At 37.8% G+C, this 25,443-nt stretch carries 22 protein-coding genes, 1 pseudogene and 1 riboswitch; of the genes and pseudogenes, 9 read left to right on the forward strand and 14 right to left on the reverse strand.

What is annotated here, in order from left to right:
* The 4 genes from ABIB30_RS03130 to metE form a co-directional block, all read right to left on the reverse strand.
* A complete protein-coding gene (locus tag ABIB30_RS03130; protein ID WP_354299294.1) occupies positions 1 to 498 on the reverse strand; it encodes an SRPBCC family protein in 498 nt (165 codons plus the stop codon).
* Positions 499 to 507: 9 nt separating this feature from the next.
* Positions 508 to 828: an ArsR/SmtB family transcription factor gene (locus ABIB30_RS03135; protein ID WP_354299295.1), complete on the reverse strand. Its 321-nt coding sequence runs from the start codon at positions 826 to 828 to the stop codon at positions 508 to 510.
* A gap of 149 nt (positions 829 to 977) precedes the next feature.
* Positions 978 to 1,358, reverse strand: coding sequence for a hypothetical protein (locus ABIB30_RS03140; RefSeq protein ID WP_354299296.1), 381 nt, complete (start codon positions 1,356 to 1,358; stop codon positions 978 to 980).
* Between the two features lie 212 nt (positions 1,359 to 1,570).
* Positions 1,571 to 3,886, reverse strand: coding sequence for a 5-methyltetrahydropteroyltriglutamate--homocysteine S-methyltransferase (gene metE / locus ABIB30_RS03145; RefSeq protein WP_354299297.1), 2,316 nt, complete (start codon positions 3,884 to 3,886; stop codon positions 1,571 to 1,573).
* A 236-nt stretch (positions 3,887 to 4,122) separates the two neighbouring features.
* Between metE and ABIB30_RS03150 the strand changes: the two genes are divergently transcribed.
* The gene (locus ABIB30_RS03150; RefSeq protein WP_183869026.1) at positions 4,123 to 4,584 is read left to right on the forward strand and encodes an Lrp/AsnC family transcriptional regulator; all 462 of its coding nucleotides are present in this window, start codon (positions 4,123 to 4,125) and stop codon (positions 4,582 to 4,584) included.
* A gap of 41 nt (positions 4,585 to 4,625) precedes the next feature.
* Here ABIB30_RS03150 and ABIB30_RS03155 read toward each other — a convergent pair whose 3' ends face one another.
* Genes ABIB30_RS03155 through prpB form a run of 4 tightly spaced genes read right to left on the reverse strand, consistent with a single transcriptional unit; the run spans position 4,626 to position 8,584 of the window.
* Positions 4,626 to 5,009: an acyl-CoA thioesterase gene (locus ABIB30_RS03155; RefSeq protein WP_354299298.1), complete on the reverse strand. Its 384-nt coding sequence runs from the start codon at positions 5,007 to 5,009 to the stop codon at positions 4,626 to 4,628.
* A gap of 48 nt (positions 5,010 to 5,057) precedes the next feature.
* On the reverse strand, positions 5,058 to 6,509 hold the full coding sequence (locus ABIB30_RS03160; RefSeq protein ID WP_354299299.1) for a bifunctional 2-methylcitrate dehydratase/aconitate hydratase: 1,452 nt from the start codon (positions 6,507 to 6,509) through the stop codon (positions 5,058 to 5,060).
* 28 nt (positions 6,510 to 6,537) lie between these two features.
* The gene (gene prpC, locus ABIB30_RS03165) at positions 6,538 to 7,692 is read right to left on the reverse strand and encodes a bifunctional 2-methylcitrate synthase/citrate synthase (protein ID WP_354299300.1); all 1,155 of its coding nucleotides are present in this window, start codon (positions 7,690 to 7,692) and stop codon (positions 6,538 to 6,540) included.
* Positions 7,685 to 8,584 (reverse strand): methylisocitrate lyase, encoded by a 900-nt coding sequence (prpB, locus tag ABIB30_RS03170; protein WP_354299301.1) that lies wholly within the window; start codon positions 8,582 to 8,584, stop codon positions 7,685 to 7,687. The genes prpC and prpB overlap by 8 nt, the downstream gene beginning before the upstream one ends.
* Before the next feature lie 194 nt (positions 8,585 to 8,778).
* Positions 8,779 to 8,972, reverse strand: a riboswitch (cobalamin riboswitch).
* A 279-nt stretch (positions 8,973 to 9,251) separates the two neighbouring features.
* Here prpB and ABIB30_RS03175 point away from each other — a divergent pair.
* Entirely contained in the window at positions 9,252 to 11,960 is a 2,709-nt protein-coding gene (locus tag ABIB30_RS03175) for a TonB-dependent receptor (RefSeq protein WP_354299302.1), read from the forward strand.
* An 85-nt stretch (positions 11,961 to 12,045) separates the two neighbouring features.
* On the opposite strand, the gene ABIB30_RS03180 is transcribed toward ABIB30_RS03175, so the two are convergent.
* Positions 12,046 to 13,302 carry an aminotransferase class V-fold PLP-dependent enzyme gene (locus ABIB30_RS03180; protein ID WP_354299303.1) on the reverse strand — a complete coding sequence of 419 codons (1,257 nt, stop codon included), beginning with the start codon at positions 13,300 to 13,302 and terminating at the stop codon, positions 12,046 to 12,048.
* Between the two features lie 104 nt (positions 13,303 to 13,406).
* Here ABIB30_RS03180 and ABIB30_RS03185 point away from each other — a divergent pair, with 104 nt between their 5' ends.
* The gene (locus ABIB30_RS03185) at positions 13,407 to 13,985 is read left to right on the forward strand and encodes a Crp/Fnr family transcriptional regulator (protein WP_354299304.1); all 579 of its coding nucleotides are present in this window, start codon (positions 13,407 to 13,409) and stop codon (positions 13,983 to 13,985) included.
* 72 nt (positions 13,986 to 14,057) lie between these two features.
* Positions 14,058 to 15,026, forward strand: coding sequence for a quinone oxidoreductase family protein (locus ABIB30_RS03190; protein ID WP_354299305.1), 969 nt, complete (start codon positions 14,058 to 14,060; stop codon positions 15,024 to 15,026).
* A gap of 92 nt (positions 15,027 to 15,118) precedes the next feature.
* Here the strand turns inward: ABIB30_RS03190 and ABIB30_RS03195 are convergent, their stop codons facing one another.
* Both ABIB30_RS03195 and ABIB30_RS03200 read right to left on the reverse strand, forming a co-directional pair.
* Positions 15,119 to 15,985: an Rpn family recombination-promoting nuclease/putative transposase gene (locus tag ABIB30_RS03195; protein ID WP_354299306.1), complete on the reverse strand. Its 867-nt coding sequence runs from the start codon at positions 15,983 to 15,985 to the stop codon at positions 15,119 to 15,121.
* Between the two features lie 115 nt (positions 15,986 to 16,100).
* Positions 16,101 to 16,748, reverse strand: a complete 648-nt coding sequence (locus ABIB30_RS03200; protein WP_354299307.1) for a CatA-like O-acetyltransferase — start codon at positions 16,746 to 16,748, stop codon at positions 16,101 to 16,103.
* A gap of 71 nt (positions 16,749 to 16,819) precedes the next feature.
* Between ABIB30_RS03200 and ABIB30_RS03205 the strand changes: the two genes are divergently transcribed.
* Positions 16,820 to 17,770 (forward strand): helix-turn-helix transcriptional regulator, encoded by a 951-nt coding sequence (locus ABIB30_RS03205; RefSeq protein ID WP_354299308.1) that lies wholly within the window; start codon positions 16,820 to 16,822, stop codon positions 17,768 to 17,770.
* Positions 17,771 to 17,837: 67 nt separating this feature from the next.
* Positions 17,838 to 18,557, forward strand: coding sequence for a DUF3667 domain-containing protein (locus ABIB30_RS03210; RefSeq protein ID WP_354299309.1), 720 nt, complete (start codon positions 17,838 to 17,840; stop codon positions 18,555 to 18,557).
* 37 nt (positions 18,558 to 18,594) lie between these two features.
* On the opposite strand, the gene ABIB30_RS03215 is transcribed toward ABIB30_RS03210, so the two are convergent.
* Entirely contained in the window at positions 18,595 to 19,839 is a 1,245-nt protein-coding gene (locus ABIB30_RS03215; RefSeq protein ID WP_354299310.1) for a hypothetical protein, read from the reverse strand.
* Positions 19,840 to 20,032: 193 nt separating this feature from the next.
* Between ABIB30_RS03215 and ABIB30_RS03220 the strand changes: the two genes are divergently transcribed.
* The 3 genes from ABIB30_RS03220 (at position 20,033) to ABIB30_RS03230 (ending at position 23,219) form a co-directional block, all read left to right on the forward strand.
* Positions 20,033 to 21,121, forward strand: a complete 1,089-nt coding sequence (locus ABIB30_RS03220) for a right-handed parallel beta-helix repeat-containing protein (RefSeq protein ID WP_354299311.1) — start codon at positions 20,033 to 20,035, stop codon at positions 21,119 to 21,121.
* Positions 21,122 to 21,298: 177 nt separating this feature from the next.
* Entirely contained in the window at positions 21,299 to 21,862 is a 564-nt protein-coding gene (locus ABIB30_RS03225; protein WP_354299312.1) for a Crp/Fnr family transcriptional regulator, read from the forward strand.
* A 79-nt stretch (positions 21,863 to 21,941) separates the two neighbouring features.
* The gene (locus ABIB30_RS03230) at positions 21,942 to 23,219 is read left to right on the forward strand and encodes an adenylosuccinate synthase (protein WP_354299313.1); all 1,278 of its coding nucleotides are present in this window, start codon (positions 21,942 to 21,944) and stop codon (positions 23,217 to 23,219) included.
* A gap of 43 nt (positions 23,220 to 23,262) precedes the next feature.
* On the opposite strand, the pseudogene ABIB30_RS03235 reads toward ABIB30_RS03230, so the two are convergent.
* Positions 23,263 to 24,684: pseudogene (locus ABIB30_RS03235) on the reverse strand (serine hydrolase).
* Between the two features lie 97 nt (positions 24,685 to 24,781).
* Positions 24,782 to 25,402 (reverse strand): hypothetical protein, encoded by a 621-nt coding sequence (locus tag ABIB30_RS03240; protein ID WP_354299314.1) that lies wholly within the window; start codon positions 25,400 to 25,402, stop codon positions 24,782 to 24,784.
* Positions 25,403 to 25,443: the final 41 nt, after the last annotated feature.

Here is a 25,443-nt window from a genome sequence, read left to right on the forward strand (position 1 = left end):
TTAATACTGATTTATAGATGAATTTAAATTATTTTTTAATTTCCAAACGATATTCTGTAACCTATTATGAGCCATATTAATTCCCTGAATAAAAGGCAGCTGCAAAACTTGATTCCTTTGTGCCAGCGATTCATAAATCACGCGCATACGCAATTGACTTGTCTGGTCAGTTAGTCTTTCAAACTCTACAAATTCCAACTGGACGCCAAAAGGTGTGTTTTCCATTTCAAATGTCCGGATGATTTTTTGATTTGGGATAAACTCATGGATAACTCCATTGGCCCGGAACACTACATTTCCTTGTGAATCGCTAGTTTCAAATTGATAACTGCCATGCTTCTGGCTTTCCATTTTTAACACTTTCGTTCCCATCCATTGTGCAACAATTTCAGACTCTGCAAACGCTTTGAAAAGTAATTCAAGCGGAAGATCAAATTCTCTTGCAATAGTTACTTCCTGTTTGCCCTCTTCGGCATTAACTTTTGTTTTTTGTTCCATACGATGCTATTATTTTGGTTGATAATTTTTCATGATACTTTCCAATTTGTTAAACCTGTCATCCCACATTTGGCGGAATGGTTCAATAAAATCAGCTATCTCCTTCATCTTTTCCGCATTCGTCTGATAGTAAATCTCTCTGCCCGTTTGTTTTTGTTCCAGCAGTTCACATTCAGTAAGTATTTGCAAATGTTTAGAAACAGTTGGTCTTGCAGTATTAAAATTTGCCGCTATTGCCCCCGCCGTTAAAGATTGTGAAGCAACTAATAACAGGATCGCCCGTCTGGTCGGATCTGCTATTGCTTGAAATACGTCTCGTCTCAAATTCATTACGTAGCTATTTGACTACAAATATAAACGTAGCTATTTAACTACACAAGATTTTGATGTATTTTTTTATTCATTAAATCGGAACTTACATTAACAAAAAAAACCGCTACAAATTGTATAGCGGGTTTTACAGATCAACCTGGTATTTCTCATGGGATTAATACTTCTGTATCATATCCTAATTGAATTAAATAATCAAGCCCGTTTTGTTTATCAATTTTAATTACTCCGGTCCAGCCATTTTTTAAAGCCTGTAAAATTAATTTACGTATAAATCGTGGTTTATTTATATTGATGATCTCCATTACATCTGTGTTTTTGTTCTTTAAAGACACACCTGATTTTAAGACCTGTCCCATGTAATAATTATCAAACGTTAAAAAGTCTATAACTAGTGGACTTTGTTTATAACCTTCTAAAAACACTTTAAGTGTGAGTGTATTAGTTTCATTTTCTGAGTGATATTTATCCGTAACCACATATAAATATTTCGAATTGTCAATGACGATTTTTCTAAGTTTGTTTTTCATTCTACGTTGCTGTATCCGACTTTATCTTCATCAATATTTCCCAGGACTTCCACCCTGCTGCCACAACCCAAGTTACATCCTTCGAGAACGTTTCCCAAATAAAGTATTCTGAACGTCCAGTTACTTTCAATTCACTCCGTTAAAAAAAACACGGATTAAAAATTTCAATCCGTGTTTTTTGAAGTATAACACTAAAGTTAAGCTACTTACACCTAATTTAACACGTATTCCTTTGCACTTAACTCTTTAGCCGCTGCTACCATTGCAATCAAAGCACTTTTGGTTTCTGGCCAATGGCGGGTTTTTAATCCGCAATCAGGATTTACCCAAAGTTGCTCAGCTGGAATTACGGCCTTCGCTTTTTCTAAAAGCGCTACCATTTCTTCTTTTGAAGGTACTCTTGGAGAATGGATATCATAAACACCAGGCCCGATATCATTTGGATATTTGAAATCTGCAAAAGCATCTAACAATTCCATTTGTGAACGAGAGCATTCAATGGTAATCACATCTGCATCCATATCAGCAATGTTCTGAATGATATCATTAAACTCAGAATAGCACATATGTGTATGAATCTGTGTTCCATCCTTTACACCGCTTGCTGAGATTTTAAATGCATTGACTGCCCATTGCAAATAAGCTTGCCAGGCTGCTTTTCTCAAAGGCAAACCTTCGCGGATAGCAGGCTCATCAATCTGAATAACTTTGATTCCCGCTTTTTCAAGGTCTACGACCTCATCGCGAATCGCTAATGCGATTTGATTACAAGTAACAGAACGAGGCTGATCATTGCGGACAAAAGACCATTGCAAAATCGTAACAGGGCCGGTTAGCATACCTTTGACCAAACTCTTAGTCAATGATTGTGCAAACTCTGTCCAATAAACAGTCATTGCATCTGGCCTGTGCACATCACCATAAATGATGGGAGGCTTAACGCAACGGCTACCATAACTCTGTACCCAGCCATTTTTTGTAAAGGTGAAACCATCCAGCTGTTCGCCAAAATATTCTACCATGTCATTGCGTTCAAACTCCCCATGAACCAGTACATCAATTCCTACTTCTTCTTGCCAGCGAATTGTTTCTTCTGTCTCTTTTTTCAATAAAGTATCATATTCTGCCGGAGTAATTTCGCCTTTCTTGAACCGCGCTCTCCAGCTTCTAACCTCAGGAGTCTGTGGAAATGAACCTATAGTTGTCGTTGGGAAAAGGGGTAATTGTAAAATTTCCTGCTGTGTTTTTTTTCGGGTAGGAAAAGGATTTGTACGCTCAGCATCCTTAGCCGTAATTGCACGAACACGCTGTTTGATTTGCTCGTTATGAATCAGTTTCGACGTTCTGCGATTGGAAATAGCTTTTTTGTTTTCTTCCAATTTTTCCAATGCAATTGCATCAGGATTTTCAGATGCCAATGCTTTCAACGTCACTACTTCATCAATCTTTTGTTTAGCAAAAGCCAACCATTGTTTAATCTCAGGAGTTAAAGTCTGATCATTGGTTTCTAAATCCAGATCACAAGGTGAATGTAACAAAGAGCATGAAGGCGCAATCAATACGCGATCACTTCCTAATTGATCCACTGCTTTTTTGATGATTGACAAAGACTGCTCAAAATCATTTTTCCAAACATTTCTTCCATCAACTACACCCAGAGATAAGATCAATTGCTCAGGAATAGCATTCAGCACCTCTTCTAATTGCTCAGGATTACGTACCAAATCAATATGTAAGGCATGAACAGGCAATGATGCTGCTAAAACCAAGTTGTCTTTTAAACCCTCAAAATAAGTAGCTACCAGGATTTTCAGTAGTGGAAATTTCTTTTTCAACTCCGCATAAACATACTGATAAGCTTCTTTTGCTTGCGCATTAATATCTAAAGCCAGAAATGGTTCATCAAACTGTATCCATTCAGCCCCATGTGCTTTTAATTCCGTTAAAATCTCCACATAAACCGGAAGTAAACGCTTCACTAAATCCAATTTATCAAAGCCCTCTTCCTTTTCTTTACCCAGTAAAAGGTAAGAAACCGGTCCGATAATTACAGGCTTACTATTGATGCCTAAACGCTTTGCACTTACAAACTCGTTAACGATTTTATTAGAGAATAACTTGAACTCCTGATTTTTATAAAATTCAGGAACGATGTAATGGTAATTTGTATCTAACCATTTTGTCATTTCCATCGCTGTAATGTCCAATCCTTCTTTCTGATATCCTCTTGCCATAGCAAAATACAAATCCATTTCATTATTGGATTTTAGCGCCACCTGGTTATAGCGTTTTGGGATAGCACCAACTGTTAAGGACATATCCAGGATCTGATCATAATACGAAAAATCGTTAGAAGGGATCAGATCTATTCCGGCTTCCTGCTGTAATTTCCAGTTGTGCCCGGATATATTTTTTCCTTTACTTAATAAATCCGCTAAGGTAATTTTGCCTGACCAATATTGTTCACAGGCTTTTTTTAGTTCTCTGTTGCTACCAATTCGTGGATAGCCAAGGTTGTGCGTTTGCATCTTTATTCAACTTTTTAAATGGTTAATAATCATTGTAAAAAAACTCCCGGTTATTGCTTAATATCCGGCGCTTTATTCGCTACAAATCAGTTTTTAATTCCACACAAATGTATATATGAAGATTTTAAAACTACATTAAACACTATAAATAAGGATAAATAACTTTTTTATGAACTATTAGGAGCATATTATGCTTTTAAGTCTTTATTTTTGACATCACTAACGAAAATTATTCTATGGATGAATTAGATGACACAGATTTATTACTGCTGAAGATATTAGGTAACAATTCAAATTACACGATAAAAGAGCTTGCTGCAAAAGTAAGTTTATCACCATCTCCTGTTTTTGAGCGAGTGAAAAGGTTAGAAAGCAACGGATATATTAAGAAGTATATTGCTATACTTGATCCCGAAAAATTTAACCAGGGATTTATAGTTTTTTGCAATATCAAGCTTAAACAACATGATAGAAAAATAGGCCATCAGTTTGTAGAAGACATCTTAAAGATCGATGAAGTTGTGGAATGTTATAATATTTCCGGGGATTTCGACTTTATCTTAAAGGTTTATGCCAGGGATATGAAACATTACCAGGATTTTGTTTTTAACAAATTAGGCTCCGTTAAAAGTATAGGAAGCACCCATAGTACTTTTGCAATGGCAGAAATTAAAAACTCGTACAATATTAGTTTTTAGAAATTAACCCGGCTTTGAAAACCGCCGGGTTAATTAAGAATTTACCGGATTAAAACAGGCTTATTGTCCTCGTCAATGGCGACTAAAGTAAAAGCACCGCCGACAACTTTTTCCCTGAATTCTTCCCTCATTTTTTCTAAATAGACCTCTACTTGTATCACAATACTTGTATTGCCAATACGTTCCACCCTGCCTACCAATTCAACCATAGAACCAGCAGGGATAGGTTTTTTAAAATCTATCTGACCACTGCTCACCAGTACAAAACTCTTCCTGCAAAACCGGGTCGCTGTCATAAAAGCCGTTTCGGTCATCATCATTAATATTCTTCCGCCGAACATCGTATTGTGATGATTGGTCGTATCAGGAAATACCACTTTAAAAACATGTGTTTCCGATTGATCGATTTTTTCTTCTGTTGTCATTATTAACCCATTATCCACTTAATCATTCCCATAATATTTTTCAACATATTAAATCACGAGTAAATCCATAAATTCATCTACCGGAGTGTTCACCAATCTGTTGTAATCTAATGCAGCATGTAAAACAGCTTGTTGCTGTCTTTCCGGGAATTTCCGTGCCAGATTAATCTTGAATTTTTTCAATAACTCTGGAATTCCTTCCGCTCTTCTGCGTTGATGACCAATTGGATATTCAACCACAACTTCTTCCAATGCAGTTCCATCGTTTAATTCCACAAGCAATGCATTGGCAATGGAGCGTTTTGATGGATCATGATAATCTGTAGTAAATTGTACATCTTCCACACATTCCATCTGTGCACGCAACAAATCAATTCTTGAATCAACGGCAATGTTATCTTCGTAGTCAGCAGCAGTTAATCTTCCATAAATCAACGGTACGGCAACCATATATTGAATACAATGGTCCCGGTCTGCAGGATTATTCAATGGCCCCTTCTTATCAATGATACGAATAGCTGCCTCATGCGTACGAATAGTTATCTTTTTAATATCATCTGTTGTTTTACCAGCTGCCTTTAATTTCCAATGAATCGTCATTGCAGCCTCAACAGCAGTTTGCGAGTGAAATTCTGCAGGGAAAGAAATTTTGAACAAGACATTTTCCATCACGTAAGAACCGTAATCACGTTGAAATTTGAACTCGTTTCCTTTGAATAATACATCATAAAAACCCCATGTTTTAGCAGTCAATACAGATGGATAACCCATCTCCCCTGTTTTTGCAATTAATGCCAAACGCACAGCTCTTGAAGTCGCATCACCCGCAGCCCACGATTTACGGCTTCCGGTATTTGGAGAATGACGATAGGTTCTTAAAGCTTGTCCATCCACAAAAGCCAATGAAACGGCATTAATTAATTCATCACGCGTAAGCCCGATTAATTTACCCACAACAGCTGTAGAAGCTACTTTTACTAAAATAACATGGTCTAAACCAACTTTATTAAAGGAGTTTTCCAAAGCCAGTATACCTTGAATTTCATGTGCTTTGATCATACCTTCCAGTACATCTTTCATCAACAATGCCGGTTTTCCATTGGCAACAGATGTTCTGGAAAGCCAATCAGCAGTGGCCAGAATACCGCCCAGATTATCAGAAGGATGTCCCCATTCTGCTGCCAGCCAGGTATCATTAAAATCCAGCCAGCGAATAATAGTACCAATATTAAATGCTGCCTGAATCGGGTCTAATTGAAACTGTGTTCCCGGAACTTTAGCACCATTGGGAACAATAGTACCCTGCACAACAGGGCCTAATAATTTAGTACAAGCAGGATAAGTTAAAGCTTCCAAACCGCATCCTAAAGTATCCAGCAAGCAATAGTGTGCTGTTTTCCAGGCCAGTTCATTTTTTATTTCGTAATTCAATACATAATCCACAATATCAACTAATACCTGATCAGTTTGTGGTCTTTCATTTGAGATGTGTGATGACATTTTTTATTTGATTTATTAACGATTATTTTTAACGATTTTCAACGGAAACAAATTCTCTGTTTTCCGGGCCTGTATAATTGGCACTTGGTCTGATGATTTTCCCATCTTGTCTTTGCTCAATGATATGTGCACTCCATCCTGTTACTCTTGAAATCACAAAAAGCGGAGTGAACATTAAAGTGGGTACCCCCATTAAATGATAAGAAACTGCTGAAAACCAGTCCAGATTAGGGAACATCTTTTTCTCCTCCCACATGAGGGTTTCCAAACGCTCAGCAACATTATAAAGCAGCATATCGCCTGCTTCTTCCGAGAGCTCCTTTGCTACTTTTTTAATCACTACATTTCTTGGATCTGAAATGGTGTAAACTGGATGGCCAAATCCAATAATCACTTCTTTGTTAGCTACACGCTTGCGAATATCTTCTTCAGCCTCATCTGGCGAATTATAGCGGCTCTGTATATCAAAAGCAACTTCATTCGCGCCACCATGTTTAGGCCCGCGCAATGCACCTATTGCCCCTGTGATAGCCGAATAAATATCAGAACCTGTTCCCGCAATTACCCGGCTGGTAAACGTAGAAGCATTAAACTCGTGTTCTGCATATAAGTTAAGTGAGATCTGCATCGCATCTACCCACGACGCTGAAGGTTTACGGCCATGTAAAAGATGTAAGAAATGTCCACCAATTGAATCATCATCCGTTTCCACTTCTATAATTTTCCCATTATGTGCATAATGATACCAATATAAAAGTGCAGAACTGAAACAAGCCAGCAGCTTATCGGCAATATCTCTGGTTCCGGCAATATTATGATCATCCTTTTCAGGCTGTATGCTGCCAATTGCTGATACCGTGGAGCGCATTACATCCATTGGATGCGCAGCCGCAGGTATCTGCTGTAAAATGTTCTTAACCGAATTAGGCAGTCCCCGAAGTGACCTTAACTTAGTCTTGTAATTTGTCAATTGTGGTTTAGTAGGTAAAGAACCGTAAATAAGCAGGTAAGCTACTTCCTCAAATTCGGCTTTTTCTGCTAAGTCCAGAATATTATAACCCCGGTAATGTAAATCATTCCCATTTTTCCCTACGCTGCATAAAGCAGTATTCCCTGCTACAACGCCCGAAAGTGCTACACTTTTCTTCGGTTTGAACGTTGGCGTCTCCTGGTTATCAATCATTTTTCTGTGCTTTAAAAAGATTATCTAATTTTTGCTCGTAATTGTGGTATCCTATACTTTGATAAAGTTCTTCTCTGGTTTGCATAGTATCCAGCACATTCTTTTGTGTACCATCTTTCCGGATGTGCTGATAGACATTTTCAGCAGCTTTATTGGCTGCGCGAAAAGCAGATAATGGATATAATATCAAACCTACACCTGCATTTTTAAGTTCGTCAACAGTATACATCCGGATCATCCCAAACTCAGTAATATTGGCCAGGACAGGAATTCCTGTAGCATCTACAAATTTTTGATAATAAGAGAGATCTGGTACGGCCTCTGCGAAAATGAAATCTGCTCCTGCTTCTTTATAGGCAACAGCTCTTTCCAATGTTTTTTCCAGCCCCTCTATTGCAAAAGCATCCGTTCTGGCGCCAATCACAAAATGTTCATCAGTTCTGGCATCTACAGCAGCTTTCAAACGATCTACCATTTCTGCTTTACTCACCACTTCTTTACCTGGGCGGTGGCCACAACGTTTCGCTCCTACCTGATCTTCGATATGAAGCGCAGCAGCACCAGCTTTGATCAGTGATTTCACAGTACGGGCCACATTAAATGCAGATGGGCCAAAACCTGTATCCACATCGACCATCAGCGGCAAATCGCATACATTGGTGATCCGCCCGATGTCAATTAGTACATCTTCCAGCGTAGTAATTCCCAAATCTGGAATTCCTAATGAGCCGGCAGCTACGCCTCCACCTGAAAGATAAATTGCATTGAATCCTGCTTTTTGTGCTAATAAAGCATGATTAGCATTGATCGCTCCCACAATTTGAAGGGGACTTTCTGTTTTTAAAGCCTCCCGGAATTTTTGACCGGGGGTTTTAGGGTCGTTTGTTTGCATCGTCAGTTTTTTTTGAAAAATTAGCTTCGGTTAAAAATGTTCTTAGATTTTTAATACAATGCTGCTGACAGGAAGATTTTAAGAAAAGACGGATTATAAAAATACGCGGCAATACAAACACATGAATATCAGGGACGTATTTTTCCAGGTAAGAATAAACACCTTTCAGACTAAAAGCTTCGAATCGCGAAAGCATTGTCCATTCGGAACAGGCAGGTCTCCTGACTTGTAACAATTTTCATCATCCTTCCCATTCTATCGGTAGAACAGTGGATATTTTTGGATGAAAACCTTTTTTTTGTTACTTACAGTTGCGCGACAGTTCGTGATTTACACACGATTCCCTATTAATCTACAATGAAGTATTACCATTTCCGTTTGATGTAATATGCAAAGAACAGTTTTGCAATGTAGAAAATAAAACCAAATAAAATTAGCTTAACACCGTTAAATTGCTCGCTTTAATTTCATATAACTTATCTGTTACGTTTTTTTAAAGCACACAAACATCATTTAAACACAATTGAAGCATTTTCAAAAGGCATGAATTAGTCTTGCCGCTACAACCTGCAAGACTATCTCTTTGATCAATGTAGACTAGCGTAAAGATGTCATAACATCAACTTCATATACGCAGAACATCTTTGTCAAAAAAGAGAATATTTATATGAAAATTATGTCCACCAGCTTTAAAAAATTGTTTGGTTTACTTATTCTGTTCACCCTGTCAGCAAGCACTTTAAAAGCACAGCTAACCCTAAGAGGTAAGATCGATACTCAAGAAAGCAGTCGCTTGATAGAAGGTGCTACAATTACCCTGAACCCTGTGCACAAAATGGCCAAATCTGCTTCGGATGGCTCGTTTGTACTCACAGGTTTGAAGACCGGAGTATACCAGCTGGAAATTTCAAGTGTTGGCCTTATTAAGTTAACTAAAACGATTAAATTGAGTAAAGACACTGTAATCACAGTGATGATGACCGATAACTCATCTAACTTGAATGAAGTTAGTATTTCAGTTGGTAACAGAGGAAAAAGCAGAAGTATCATCAAATCGCCAGTCCCTGTTCAGCTCATCTCTTCTCAGGAGATTAAAACTTCTGGTTATACCAACACCGCTGAATTGATACAAATGCTTGTTCCTTCATTTACCCAGAATCGTATTGTAAGAGGTGATGGGTCAGAAACGATCAGGCCTAGTACCATGCGTGGTATGGGAACCGATCAGATGCTAGTGTTAGTCAATGGAAAAAGAAGACATATCAGTGCTTTTCTGATTGCTGACAATACTGGTGTCGATTTAAATGCGGTTCCAGTATCGGCTATTGAATCTATCGAAGTATTAAAAGATGGTGCAGCGGCTATTTATGGATCAGATGCGATTGCCGGTGTCATCAATATCATTCTGAAGAAAGATACCGGGGGCAGTGTTGATGTCCAAAGCGGAATTACTTCCAGAGGAGATGGTTTCAATTCAAAGGTTGGAATAGACAAAGGCTTCGCTTTAAAAAATAATGGTGTACTTAATGTCGCTGTACAAGGATTATATGCAGAAAAAACCGTCAGGGCTGGTGCTGATTTAAGAAAGCAGTATTTTGGAACTATTAAAAATGCAGCCGGTAATGTGACTTATTCAGACCCCGTGGGCGATGCAAAAAATGCCGCATACGCTGCCGATCCAAAAGTGACTATGATTGAGGGAGACCCGCAGAAAAAGGTGTTGGGAACAATGATCAATTATTCACAGCCTTTAAAAAATGAAGGCAAAATCTATGCATTTGGAGGTGTAAATTATAACAATACTTTAAATGGAAGTAACCGTTTCAGATTACCAAGTGATGATGGTACGGTGCGTTCTATCTATCCAGACGGCTTTTTAGCCAGGGGTAAAATAGTAACCACAGATTACTCTTTTGCGGGTGGCTACAAACAAGACTTTAAATCATTGGGGATGATGGATGCCAGTGTTTCTCTGGGTGGAAACTCGGTACAGTTTAACCTGTTGAATTCAGACAACCCTTCTTTAGGTACTAAAAGCCCTGCAGATTTTTACCTGGGTACACACCATTTTAACCAATATGCTGCCAATCTGGATTTTGTAAAAGCACTCGGACAGAACAAGGTTTATTCCTTAGCTTATGGCGCCGAATTCAGAGTAGAGAACTATTCGATTAAAGCTGGTGAAGAAGCTTCGTATATTGATGGAGGTGTTCCGATTCTTGATGGCCCGAATGCAGGAAAGAGAGCACCGGTAGGTTCACAGGGTTATGTAGGATACCGTCCAAGTAATGAGGTAGCTCAAAGTAGAAATACCAGCGCAGCCTATGCTGAATTAACAGCAGATTTTACTAAATCTTTTACCGTAAGTGCTGCAACGCGTTATGAATATTACAGTGATTTTGGCTCTACAATCAATGGGAAAATTTCTGCCCGTTATGAATTCATCAAAGGGTATGCGATTCGTGGTGCAGCCAATACAGGGTTCAGAGCACCTTCGCTACAACAATCGTATTTCTCGCAAACACAAACCAATTACACACTCGATCCGGCTGTCGGTCAGATCGTTTCCAGAGAGAACAGTACTTTACCGATCAACTCCCCTGCTGCCATTGCTTTAGGTGCACAACCTTTAAAGCCTGAAAAATCATACAATGTGAGCGCTGGATTAACTGCTTTGCCTGTAAAGAACCTATTTATAACAGCAGATCTTTATGCGGTAAGAGTCAACGACAGAATTGTAAGAACCAGTTTTTTCACAACAAGTAATCCTTTGATCAAGAAATTATTTGATGCTTATAATATCGTTGGTATCCAGTCTGCAAGGTATTTTGCCAATGCAATTGATACCCGTACCCAAGGTATAGACATTGTTGCTCAATATGAATTACATGCCAATAATTTAGGACATTTTACTTTCCTTGTTTCCTATAATTACAACCTGCTTAAAATTGTTGGCGTACATAACTCAGCAGTTTTAGCTTCCTTAAATGAGAATATTTTTAATCCTGAACGTATTGCTGCAACCGCAACTAAACAGAATAATTTCACGATGTCTATTGTACATAACCTGAAAGGATTTACGAGTTCATTGCGGGTTTACAGAGCCGGAGAATTGTCGAACCAATATCCAATTCCTCAAAAAGTGATAGGTTTAAATACGATGCCTGCGCTGGTTACTTTAGATGCTGAAGTTTCTTATCAATTCAGGAACAAGGTAAGATTTGGAATAGGTGCGAATAATATCTTTGATAAAATGCCGCCATTAAATGATCCAAGCCTGAATTTCAATGGAAACTTCAAATATTACAATGGGAACAACAGTCAATTAGGTACTACAGGAGCTTATTACTATGCTAAACTGGGTTATAGCTTCTAGTTAAAACCCGCTTCATTTCATAAAAAAGGATGCATCTGAAATAGAATGCATCCTTTTTTATGAAATACAGGTCTGCTTTGCTGTCCTATGAATTGTTAAGTACCGTCAGTGCTTTGACCAAACGTTCTGAATCTGCAGTTGTGTTATAGATCTGAGGAGTGATCCTGATACAGTCCCCTCCTTTCAGGTTACGTACCACACCTAAAATTTTATGCGCAGTCCATAACTGATCAACAACTTTTTTAGCATCCATATTTCTCATCCGGAAAGCTCCGATTGCACAAGACCATTCCGGACTAACCGGTGTCAGAACTTCTACTGCTGATAAATGCTGTACGCCATCTATCCAGGTTTTCTTTAATCCATGCAGATAATTTTGTTTGACCGCAGGCGCAATCTGCTGCTGAAATGCCATTGCAGCACCTATAGTCATAATATTGGCAAATGGTGTAGTCCCAAAATGCGCCAATTTATAAATACTGTTTTCTTTTTGCTTCACATCACCAAATAAAGGGTTCATCGCACTAATCAGCTCTGGCTTCACATAAAGTAACCCAGTACCTACAGGTGATCCAAACCATTTGTGAAGATTAATCGCAACTATATCTGCTCCAAGCTCGGTGATTGAATAATCTATATGTGCAAACGAATGCGCCGCATCCAGGATAGTTTTGACACCAGAAGGCTTTAAAGCATCCGTTATTTCCTTGATAGGAAGAATCAACCCGGTAAAATGATTGATATGGGTGAGATGAACAATTTTGGTTCTGCTGGTTACGGCATTTTTATACAGCTCAACAATTTGCGCGGCAGACTCAGGATGTGCAGGGATTTCCAGGTAGACCAGTTTAATCTTTTTGGTTTTCTGCAGCATTTCCCACGTCTCCACCATACTGTCATAATCAAACTGGCTCAGGACTACCTCATCACCTGCTGCTAAAGGATAACCCTGAATAGCAACATTAAGCGCTTCTGTGGCATTCCTGGTAAAGATGAATGAGTTTGAAGGTAATTTCAGATAGGTTCCGGTCAAAATCAAAGCGTCCCGATAAAGCTTTGGAAATTCTAACCTGGCAAAACCTGATAGTCTGCTGTTAACAGTCCTGGTATTTTCAATAAATTTATGGAGAACAGGTTCGGACATCACACCAAAAAAACCATTCTCCAGGTTGGTAAATGAACGGTCTGTTTGATAATATTTCTGGAATTCCTGAATGGATAACTGATCTTTTCCATTTTCCATTAAGGTGGAAGTTGCATTTTCCTGTGCAGCTACATAATCACTTATTAATAATGAACCTGACAGGATGCCCATAGTTTTCAGGAGTTCTCTTCTATCCATTTTTTTTGAATTAAGCTGCAAATAAAACTTATTGGTGTGGCCTGGATATTAAGTTAATATTTTGTTTGAAAGAAATTCCGCATATTCAGCAAAAAAATCAGTCTATGCTTGAACAATTAAAGAGAAAATTCCGGATGAGCGATAGTCAGTTTGCCGGATTTTCGGGTTGTCTCAAAAAACTGGAAGTCCCGGCAAAAACGACCTTGCTCAAAGAGGGCGAGATTGCAAAAAAAATATTCTTTATTGAAAAAGGCTGTATCCGTGTCTGGTTTAATAATGATGGCAAAGATCTCACCACACAATTCTTTTTCGAAAATGAGACGGTGGCTTCCATAGAGAGCTTAAAAAAGGAAATACCAAGTTTGCTTAACATAGAAACTATCGAAACGTGTGTACTCTGGTATATTAGTAAACAAGATCTGGAAAAAATATTGCCGGAACTGGAAAATGTATCAGCACTAAGGGACGAATTTATCAATAATCTTTTCGAACGGATGTTTCACTACATGAACCACTTCTTTTCCTTTCTCAGAGATTCTCCGTTAAAACGATACCAGACATTGATGCAGGAAAAGCCGATGATCATTCAGCGGGTACCTCAACATTACATCGCCTCTTATTTAGGTGTAAGTTCCGTTCACCTCAGCCGCATTAAAAGCCAGCTGAACAGAAAAAATGCCTGATTTCACTTGATAACAAATGTTATCGCGGCCTGGGCTATACGACCGTAAATTTGTTGTATAAATTGATAACCAATGAAAGCAGCAATAATCTATCAGGCAGGGGAAATACCTCAATATGCAGAAATTCCTGAACCAGTGGTTCAGCACGATCATGAAATTTTAGTACAGGTAAAAGCTGTATCCATCAAAAATCTGGACAAATTAAAAGCCAGTGGCAAGCATTATTCTTCAGAAAAAACAGCTAAAATACAAGTAGTAGGTACCGACGGAGTTGGTATTTTGCCAAACGGACAACGTATTTATGGTGTTGGTACATCTGGTACAATGGCAGAACAAGCTGTGTTTTTAAAAGAATGGTCTTCGTCTGTACCCGACGGATTAGACGATGCTACCGCTGCTGCATTACCAAATGCAGCTATGGGATCGGCTTTGGCACTGCGTTTCCGCGCCCGATTACAACCCGGGGAAACAGTTTTAATCAATGGAGCTACTGGTTTTACCGGTAAAATGGCTATTCAGTTAGCTAAACATTACGGTGCAGGAAAGATAATTGTAACCGGCAGAAATGAAGAAATCCTGAAGACTTTACCGGCATTGGGAGCAGATCAGCTTATCACTCTGAATCAGGACGATGCTTCTTTTGTTAACCAACTCAAAGAAATACATACCATAACCCCTATCCATGTAGTTATCGATTACCTTTGGGGACATTCCGCAGAACTGATTCTCTCCTCCTTAAAAGGAACAGGAACTTTCTCCGCCCGCACCCGTTATGTATCTATAGGCTCAATGTCGGGAGATACGATCACCTTATCTTCACAAATACTGCGTAGTATTGACCTCCAGCTATCCGGTTCCGGTTTGGGGAGCTGGACAAAAGAAGAAGTCAGCCTGCTTTTTCGGGAGATACTTCCGGAAATGTTTCACCTTGCAGCAGCTCACCAATTAACAATAGCGGTGACTACAGTTCCAATTCAGGACATTGAAAAAATCTGGAATAGACAAATCACTGACGGAAAAAGACTTGTAGTAAGTATTTAAGGCCTCCTTGAATGTACCTTAAGAACCAATGACTGTAACCTCAATCAAATTAACGAAAAAATTTGATTGAGGTTACAGTCATTGGTTTGTGTTTAAAGCCATTCTATTTCTTCGATAGAGAGCGCAGTAAACCCCGCAATTTTATCAATATCAAACTTTTCTTCTTTCATTTTTCTGGCGATGGCGAGCGCAGTTTCATGTTTCCCTTCTTCTTTTCCTTCTTCCTTTCCTTTCCATTCTGCATATCCAAGCCGGTGTTGATCGTCTTCTTCTCTTTGTAAAATCGAGTCGTATACAAATTGTTGTTCTGGTGATAGTCTGTCCATTTCAGCGATATTAAATATTTTTTCAAAAACACGTTTATCCAGATATTTAGGAATCTGATCCAGGTTATGCATGTGTTTAAGCAGGTAAACCCATTTGTCCAGCTCAGTTTCCAGTTCATCTTCTTTCTTTCCAAATTTAGGCAGTTCCAAAAACTTAAATCCCAGTCCATTGTGGAATACTTCACCTGTGCCCGTATTGACCAATGAAATACTTTGCAAATAATGGCCACTCAGGCAATTCTTCATGTTAAAATCCAGAATTGCAACCAGGAAAACTTCTTTTAGTTTAACTTCCCAGTTACGCCGGCTCTTTAGCTTTTGCTGATGAATCAGCCGGCTCAGGTAAAAAATGCAGCGATCTTCAAAATTAGTATGCGCTGCCCGCTGCATTTCTACGATAAACTGCTCGCCATGGTCTCCGGTACACAACAAATCGAAGCAGGCCTTTTTATGCTCCCTATCATCCCCGCCCAGTTCAGTTGGGTTGTAAACAATATCGGTAATGTGTTTTTCTCCCTCAAAAAGTGCGTTTAAAAAGGCAATCATAATCTCTTTGTTAGGTTCACTGCCAAAAAGATGTTTGAATCCAAAATCTGATAATGGATCAATGTATTTATTTGTACTAGCTGACATAATTCTTAATGATTTATTGCAAGCTACTCCTGATTTATACTTAAAAGGTAATAAATATCTTTATTGTGAATAAATAGTTCAATAAAATAATCACAACCCAAAAAACTTCAGCAATCTAATTCAATTCCAGCTGCTTTTGAAAGTATTCGATAAATCTGCTTAGATGTAAGCCATCACATAAAGCATGGTGCACATGAATGGAAAGTGGTAAAAAGACCTGGCCGTCGCGAAAATCTAATTTGCCAAATGCAATCTTAGGTACACTATCTTTTGTGCCTAAGATTTGTGCATGCTGCATCCCGCTGAATTTAATCAGCGGCAATACAGAATAGTGAATCACTCCATTTGATCCTGCTTTCGGATCTAGTCCCGATGAATTCTTTTCCAGCTCAATTGAATTTCGCGTAGCTGGCATAAAATCGCTGAAATCGCGCCGATGATCAAAATAGGCAAACCCAAACGTTTCATCCTTTCTTAAAACGGTAACCGAACCCGACACTTGATGGTATTCAAATACCTCGTTATCTTCAATCCGATATCGGAATTCTGGTATATGATTGACAGCTAAATGAGCTTTATAAAGATAAAACATAAAAAAATTGGTATGATACGTCTTACAATACTGATAAGCCAGAGTACAGTTGAGCTCCGTACTGATTCCAAAAAATGGCTGATCAAACTTCCTGAAGAAATTATAGTGATCCTTCCTTTTCCAATTCGCTAAATCTATTTTAGATTTATTATCTTTCGTTAAAATTTCCATGAGTTCAAAATTGGAACTTCAAGGCTATTTGGAATGTACAATAACGGATTTATAATTGACACAAACGGATAATGTATCATTTGGAGGGAAGTGATTTTACGGATTTAATAAAAAGAGAATTTAGCGAAAAATTCATTACAAAAGAAGCAACCGTAAGTATTGAAAATAAACTTGACGTACGTACCAAAACTTTCAGAGAAGAGTCTTTTGATATTTTGCATTTCAAATCAAACATCTACACCCCAGTTCAGATCAATAACTTACACGATACTACACATGTCAGTTTACATTTTCAGTTATCAGGTCATTCCTCTGCTCATGTTGCAGATTTTAAAAGTTCACCCGGCAGCGGTAATTTCAATTTAGTAAATTATGTAGATCCCATAAGTACATTCGTGTACCCGGAAAAAGGTGAATATGAATATTTATGCGTTGCTTTTAAACCAGCTTATTTTGATGAGATAGTAGCGGAATGCCAGGATTTCACTACTCATAATCTATACTCCGCACAACGCTCAAACCTATCTCAATTATCTGCTCAGGCCAGAATTACCGATTACTGGCAAATGGATGCCATTAAACTTATTCAGGAACCTCCCATTGCAGATACTTTAAGAATTCCTTACATCAGATCAAAAATTAAAGAACTTTCCCTTTTATCATTTGCTAAATTTTCTGATCAACCTGTTCGGAAAGATTTAAGTCATGCAGAATATGACCGTATCCAGAGTGTAAAATCCTTTTTAGATATAAACTATCTATCCAAACACACTTTGGAAGGTATAAGCCGGATGTTCATACTCAACGAGTTTAAACTGAAAATCGGTTTCAAAAGAGAATTTGGAATCACTGTTTTTGGCTACATCCAAAAGCTGCGCTTAGAACACGCTTATAAAATGTTGATAGCTGGTGGATATACCGTAAGAGAAGTCGCATTTCATATTGGTTATGAATCTGATACCTCATTTGTCAGAGCATTTAAATTATATTTTAATTGCTCACCTGGAAAGATCAATAAATAATTTTAATACATTTAGTGAGGCAGAAAAATAAACTGCCAGGTAAAAACGCTCATCAAACTAAAAACAAATGACTCCTTGTGTTAGCTGTAATCATGAATTAACGGGAAAATATTGTTCCAATTGCGGACAGCCTGCAATTATAAAAAGAATTGACGCTCATTACATTACACACGAGATTGAACACGTTTTACATTTTGAAAGAGGTATTTTATTCACCATCAAAGAGTTGCTGATCAGACCCGGACAAAACGTAAGAGAATTTATCGTAAAAGACAGGAACAAACTTGTAAAACCAATTATATTTATCATAATTGCCTCCTTGATTTATACGTTAATTACTCATTTTTTTCATCTTGAAGAAGAGTACATTAGTTTCAATGACACTACAAATCCAACAGCAACCTTAATTTTCAAATGGGTTCAAAACCATTACGGTTACGGAAATATCATCATGGGTGTATTTATAGCCTGCTGGCTTAAACTATTTTTCAGAAAACAGGATTACAACTTTTTTGAAATATTGATCCTATTGTGTTTTGTCATGGGAACCAGCATGCTGATCTTTTCTATTTTTGCGATTTTAGAGGGTCTGACCAAAATAAGTTTAATGAAGATTTCCGGAATTATAAGTATGGTATATTGTACCTGGGCAATCGGGCAATTTTTTGACAAACGGAAATGGACAAACTATTTAAAAGCAATGGTTTCCTATACATTAGGATTACTGACATTTTCCGTTTCAGTGATTCTTTTGGGACTTTTGATTAACTTGTTTATCAAACATTAAACTATCAGGATTTAGCCCTTTTACTATGCAATCAATTCTATAATGAAAAATCTGTAGTCTTTCCTGAATTCAATTTTACATTTTTAGCAGCACCAGCACCTTGAAATTTAAAACCAATACCCAGGATATTTCTTTTTACTTCAGGCAATTTTGATTCATAAACCAGTTTAGAATTAACAAAATACAGAATCTTTTTATCTCTGCTCAGACAGGAAACCTTTACCCATTTAGATAAATCGGCACCAAAACCAGATAAGTCATTTGATTTACCGGAGATCATACTCAAACCATCAAACAAATTAAGGCTGGCAATACAACCAGGGGTTGAAAGCGCAATCTCTACAGGCATTTCATCTGTAATTAAAATTATTTTCACCAGTCCGCATTTAGCCGCCCCTTCCTGATAATCATTTCTTACCTCAGCACTGAAGGAGAAATCAGTTAAAGGAGCTGGCTTAAAATTACCTACATTATAAAATTCCACTCTAGGCGGATCTGGATTCAGCATAACACCTTTAGATTTAATTGTTGCAGGAGTAATTCTAAGTTCAGCGTTAGCTTCAAATTCTTTTTGGTTCAAATAGACAGGTATTGGTTTTTTAGCAATCATTCCAAGCCACCCGTTGGTAGAAATCAGGATTGGGTGTTCCTTCACTACTTTTTGTCCAACAACCAATTTAGCCAGATAAAAGCCCGGACGATAGTAAATAGAGGTATACTGATGGTTTCTTTTATCCAGTACTGATCTTTTATTATTGTCCCATGATTGTTGAAAAAATACGGAATCGGTTAGTGCAGATTCCGCATTATAAGTAAAGACAACAGAATTAGGGACATCGCGTGTGATCAGCCTGCTGTTAAAGGAATAGTTGGTTATAGCTGCATCCGTACTTTTTAAATAGCTGAATAATAAAAATAGCATTACTCCTGTAATTAGTACTAAGGCAACTGTCCCCCATAAGGAAGTTCTCATTCTCTTTTTAAATGGTTTTACAACTATCTTTTCAACCACCGGTATTTCCAGTTGTTTTGTAAAATCACGCCAGCTTTCATAACCAGCAAACTGAGCCAGTGTATCGAGTGTGGTGCCGCTTGGCCGATGTGAATAATCGACCTTCCCCCATAATCTCCTTAGTGTACTTGCACTTAATGAGACTTTTGTTTTATCCTGAATAAGAAGATTTAATTTTTCAAAGTCTTTGCTATGCCAACCCGAAACCTCTCCCCAATTTAATTGCTGTTCGATTAGATTTAATAGTTTTTGGATAGCTGGAATTTCCATCGCTGAATAATTGTGTTTTTAATAATGAGGTAGCAAATCGAGAGTTCAAACATAAATAAAAATGCTTTTAATCTCGCATTTTAACACTAGCAACAACCACAAATAACTACCTATGGATCAACATGATAATAAATGAAAAAACTTGAACAGGAAATGAATAGGGCAAAACTTTCAATCGCACTAAACTTGCAGCATGAAAGCAATTAAATCTAACACAACATTTGGTTACACTAAAGCAATAAAACTCATGTTTTTATTCTTAATCATCAACATTACAACTAGCCTGAAGGCACAAACGCTCTATATAGATGTATTGAAAGGAAAAGCCGGAGCTGAGGGGACAATTGATCATCCTTTGGCTAGTTTAGAAGAAGCCATAAATAAAACGAATAATTTTAGTGGACTGGAACCTGTATGTCTTAAAGTTGCACCGGGAGCCTACCTGCTCACACATGAGTTGAGCATAAGAACAGCAAGACAAACTATGGATACTGTAGCTTACACTATTGAAGCGATGATCATGCCAGATCAATACAATTGGGAGCAATTTAAGATGCCATTAATCCTATCATTATCCAGTAATTCTCAGGTGGAAACTGCCAGATACGCTATTGGTTTTCTGGTTCAAAAACATAATGTAAATTTTAAAGGCTTAAAATTCATCGGCAATTCCAATTCAAATGTTACAGCTTATTATCCAATAAAAAGAGCTGATACAAAATTAAGTGATTTAAATATCTCACAATGCTATTTCATTGGTAAGAAGGAAAATACACCTATTGAGGGGGCACTGTGGTTAAGTGGTTCCGGTATTCATATTGATCATTGTATATTTTCTGGTAATAAAACAGCTATTATACTGAGCGGAACTGTCAATAATTTCTCTTTAACACATTCCATTATCACGGGCTCTTATGAATCCGCTATTTGGTCTACAGGTTTTGGTACTCCTTTTACTTTTAAAAATAATGTAATTACGAATTGTAAATATGTAATGGTTCATCCGGAAAATAAGCAGCCTGGATATATATTTAGTAATTCCTGTTTTATACTGAATGATAACTACTTAGGCGCATATGCTCCTGCAAAAAACAAACAAGTTCCTATTGCTGTTCCAGTGAACAATAACAACATTAAGGAAATCAATATCAGGAAAACCGGGAAAATAAAATTGGCAGAGACAAATGCTGATGGGATTCCTCATGACTATTTAAATTTATCAAAGGACTCAGATGGAAGAAATACTTCAGCGGGGATTTTAATGGTTAGTTCCCCGGATTGATCTGAAATTTCATAACAACTATTTGTTTTCCCGATAGTGTATTGTCAGGGGAATACTTTTTTTACGGAAAGTTATAAAATTGTAACAACTTATAAAAGTATGCTAAATCCCACCTATCGCCACGCTTTTTTTGTCAAATGGCAATTCTTCTTTAACCCAGACTGATTAACTTTGGATATGGAAGAATTAATTAACTACCTCCTTCAGTTTGGGCGCCTCAGTCAGGAGCAGATTGCAATGATTCAATCCAAAGTAAAACCAAAAACAATAAAAAAAGGAGCATACTTTTCACAAGCTGGCCAGGTAGCAGATAAAATAGGGTACATCACCGATGGGGTATTCAGAGTCTGTTATTATGATAAAGCTGGTGAAGGTTATACCCGTTATTTTGTTTATGAAAACCGTTTTATAGCCGATATCAATAGCTTTCGTGACGAAATCCCTACAGCAGAATATATTGAAGCAGTAACGGATTCTACCTTGCTGGTCTTTTCCAAAACAGGTTTCGAAGAGCTTTCCAATACCATTACGGGCTGGAGCGATCTGTTTTCAAAAATCACTTCTTATGTGATGGAAAACAAGATGAGAGCAAGTAGTAATATGCTGGTTCAGGACGCTCAAACACGCTATTTGCATTTTCTTGACCATTATCCCGGGCTGGCAAACCGCGTTCCGCTTTCCATGCTGGCTTCCTATTTAGGAATTACAGCATCCTCTTTGAGCCGGATCAGGAAAAAATAACTAATTTGTTTTTTTGCCATTTGGCAATTGACACCTCCCCTGTTATCCCCAACTTTGCTTCAACAAAAATAAATAGATAATGGCTGTTGATGTTTTATTAGGCCTCCAATGGGGCGACGAAGGTAAAGGAAAAATTGTGGATGTTTTAAGTTCGGACTATGATTTGATTGCCCGTTTTCAAGGAGGCCCGAATGCTGGTCATACCCTGGAATTTGAAGGCAAAAAGTTTGTACTGAATACAATCCCTTCGGGCATATTCTTTGAAAACACGATGAACCTGATTGGAAATGGTGTGGTTATCGATCCGATCGCTTTAAAAAGAGAACTGGATAATTTAAAAGAAGCCGGGCATGATTTATTCGCAAAGAAAAAGCTGATAATTGCAAAAAAAGCACATCTGATCTTACCTACCCACCGGCTGCTGGATGCTGCCTCTGAAAAAAGACTGGGCAATAGCAAAATTGGTTCTACACAAAAAGGCATTGGTCCTGCATATATGGATAAAACCGGCCGTAATGGTTTACGTATCGGTGATTTCACTTTACCAGACTTTAAGCAGCGGTATGAAAAACTGGTTAGCAAACACAAAGCCATGCTGCAATCCTTATACGGTGAAGTCATTGACTTCAGTGTACAGGAAAACGAATTTTTCGAAGCACTCGATTTGATTTGCCAATTTCCATTAGTGGATTCAGAACACGTAGTTAATGATTATGTAAAACAAGGTAAAAAGGTATTGGCTGAAGGTGCACAGGGTACCATGCTGGATATTGACTTTGGTTCTTATCCATTTGTTACTTCTTCAAATACCACTACTGCTGGTGCCTGCACAGGTCTGGGCATTGCGCCTAACCAGATTGGTGAAGTGATTGGCGTTTTCAAAGCTTATTGCACAAGAGTAGGCAGTGGCCCCTTCCCTACGGAGCTCGAAAATGAAACAGGTGAAGCGTTACGTGCTAAAGGTCACGAGTTTGGTGCCATCACCGGAAGATCCAGACGTACCGGGTGGATTGATCTGCCTGCATTAAAATATGCCATTATGATTAACGGGGTTACGCAGCTCGTAATGACTAAAGCAGATGTACTAAGTGGATTTGAGCAACTTTATGCCTGTACCCACTATCGTTACCAGCGAGAAGTCATTGATTATATGCCTTATGATATAAGTTCTATTATACCTATACCTGTTTTACAGGAAATTGAAGGCTGGAAAGAAGATATAACTGGTATAACGTCAATAGACCAAATTCCTGCAAAGCTGAAAACTTATATAAGTTTTCTGGAAGAGCAGTTAGATGTACCTATCAAATACCTTTCCGTAGGCCCGGATAGAAAACAGACCTTGATTTTAAATTAACCTGAAAATAGCCGGTGAGTTTCCTCACCGGCTATTTAAATCACTATAATTTCTCTATAATCCCTACGCCTACGTTATCAGTTTCGGCCTCCGAATTAGAAAGGACAACGACAGCAGTCTTTTTATCGATATTGATGATGATAAAACTTCTGCTTCCACCGGTTCCACCATTATGCCAGTAATAAGTATCCGATGCCAGCTTCATGATGTGCCAGCCCAAACCAACCATAGGCTCTTTTGAAAAAGTAACCCGATGGGTAAGTTCAAATGCTTTTGCCAAATCCGGGTTTTTACTTCCAATATTATTATCCGCATAAATCAACATATCATTGACAGTAGAGCGAAGACCTCCTGCACCAACAAGCGCATCGAAATCTCAGGCTTTAACTTCCTTCGTCTCGTTATTATATACTTTCGTAAAGCGTTTTGCCGATTCAGGGGTCAGGTGCTGAAATGTGCTGTTCATTTTTAAGGGATCGGTGATGATTTCTTTCAACAGCTGCGCATATGTTTTACCGCTGATCTGCTCTAAAATCACCCCCAGAAGCCCGGTGCCCATATTTGAATAGCTATAAACTTCTCCCGGAACAGATGCCAATTTACAGGACTTCAAGTAGCTGAATAATAAATCTTTAGTATAATTTTTATAAGGATTTGTTACTTCTGTATTTTTACTGAGCAAATTGTCCGGCAACCGGACTAATCCAGCGGTATGGTTACTTAAATTTACAATCTTTATTTGCTGAAGCTCAGAATTTTCAGCCACAGAATCCGGCAGATATTTCGTAATCGGATCCGTTAAACTGATTTTTCCAGCATTCACATAGTACGCCAATAATTGAGCAGTAAACGTCTTGCTAATGGACCCTATTTCAAAAATGGTATTTGCATCTGGAACCATCCCATTGTTTTTTTGTGTAGTACCATATCCATAAGTATAAATCTCTCCATCTCTCAAAATACCAATGCTCAAGCCTACAGTATTTGAATTTTGAATATAATTCCTTGCCAGCGTATCGGCTTCTTTGTCCAGTTTTGATTTCAAAGGATTGGAAGAAGGAGCCAGTGCAGTCTTTCTGGTGATGACAGGTACAAAAGGTAAAAAAGAGAGTTTGTTTAATTTATTATTTTGATCAAGCGAGAAAGAAAGCGCTATATTTCCACCCTCAAATCCCAGCTTATATTTACTTTCATTTTTTTTAGCACTGATGAAAGAAGATTCCTTTATTTTCCCTAGAATATAAGCGTTTTTCACAATAAAATCAGTCAATTTTTCCTGACTAATTGAAGCTTTATAATTTCTACTGCCCAGCGCATAAATCTTTTCCGGAGTCTTTTCAGTAATATATTTCTTGATCAGTAGCACTACCAGATCACTTTTTCTTTGTCCGCTACTTTGCGCAAATGTCATTAAAGGTGTAAGGCACAGCAATATAAACACCACCTTAAAATTTGTAAGTTTCATAATTTAAATTATATAATCAACAATATATAGTTAACACTTATAACTTAAACGAACGAAAAATCAATACCCCTATTACTCACAAAGAATGATCAGCTTTCTATTTTTTCAATACTGACCTCAACTGAACCAAATCTTCTTTTAATCCACTAATCACTTGCTTCAAAAGTTCCACATTATTATCATCCGTATTCAGCAGCCGCGACCAGCTCTGATCAGCTGAATTAAACTGTCTTTTAAATACCAGCGGAATTTTATAACGTTGCACAGTGATTGCAGTAGCATAACTATACAAACACGCGATAATGCCCTCTAATGTCCGTTCATAATAAAGCTTCAATTTTTTATAACTTTTAGCCTTTTTATAAATCAGGACATAAGGTTTAAATCGCTGTGCCTGTATGATAATGTCAGCATCTTCCAGATCTTCAGTTTCCGTAAACCCAAATCTCCGGATCAGTTCCAATTTAAACTCCATGAGCTTGAACTGAGTTTTAAGCGCATTCTGAACAAAAGGATCTTCTATCTTTTCAAAAAATTCATCTTCATCCAAATATTGTTCCCATGCATCTTTGAAATCCTTTGCATAAGATTTCATCACCTTTTTAAAGGTAAAATAATAGATATATTCATAAATATCAGAATGCATGTAAGTGGTTAAAACTCCTAACCCTCTGATACAAAGATTCAGGTCAAACGGATCGTCTCTGGAAATTTTCATAAATGGCTCCTGGTGCTAATATCGTAATATCATCTCCTTAA

The sequence above is a fragment of the Pedobacter sp. UYP1 genome, from assembly GCF_040547305.1.
Classification (GTDB): Bacteria; Bacteroidota; Bacteroidia; order Sphingobacteriales; family Sphingobacteriaceae; genus Pedobacter.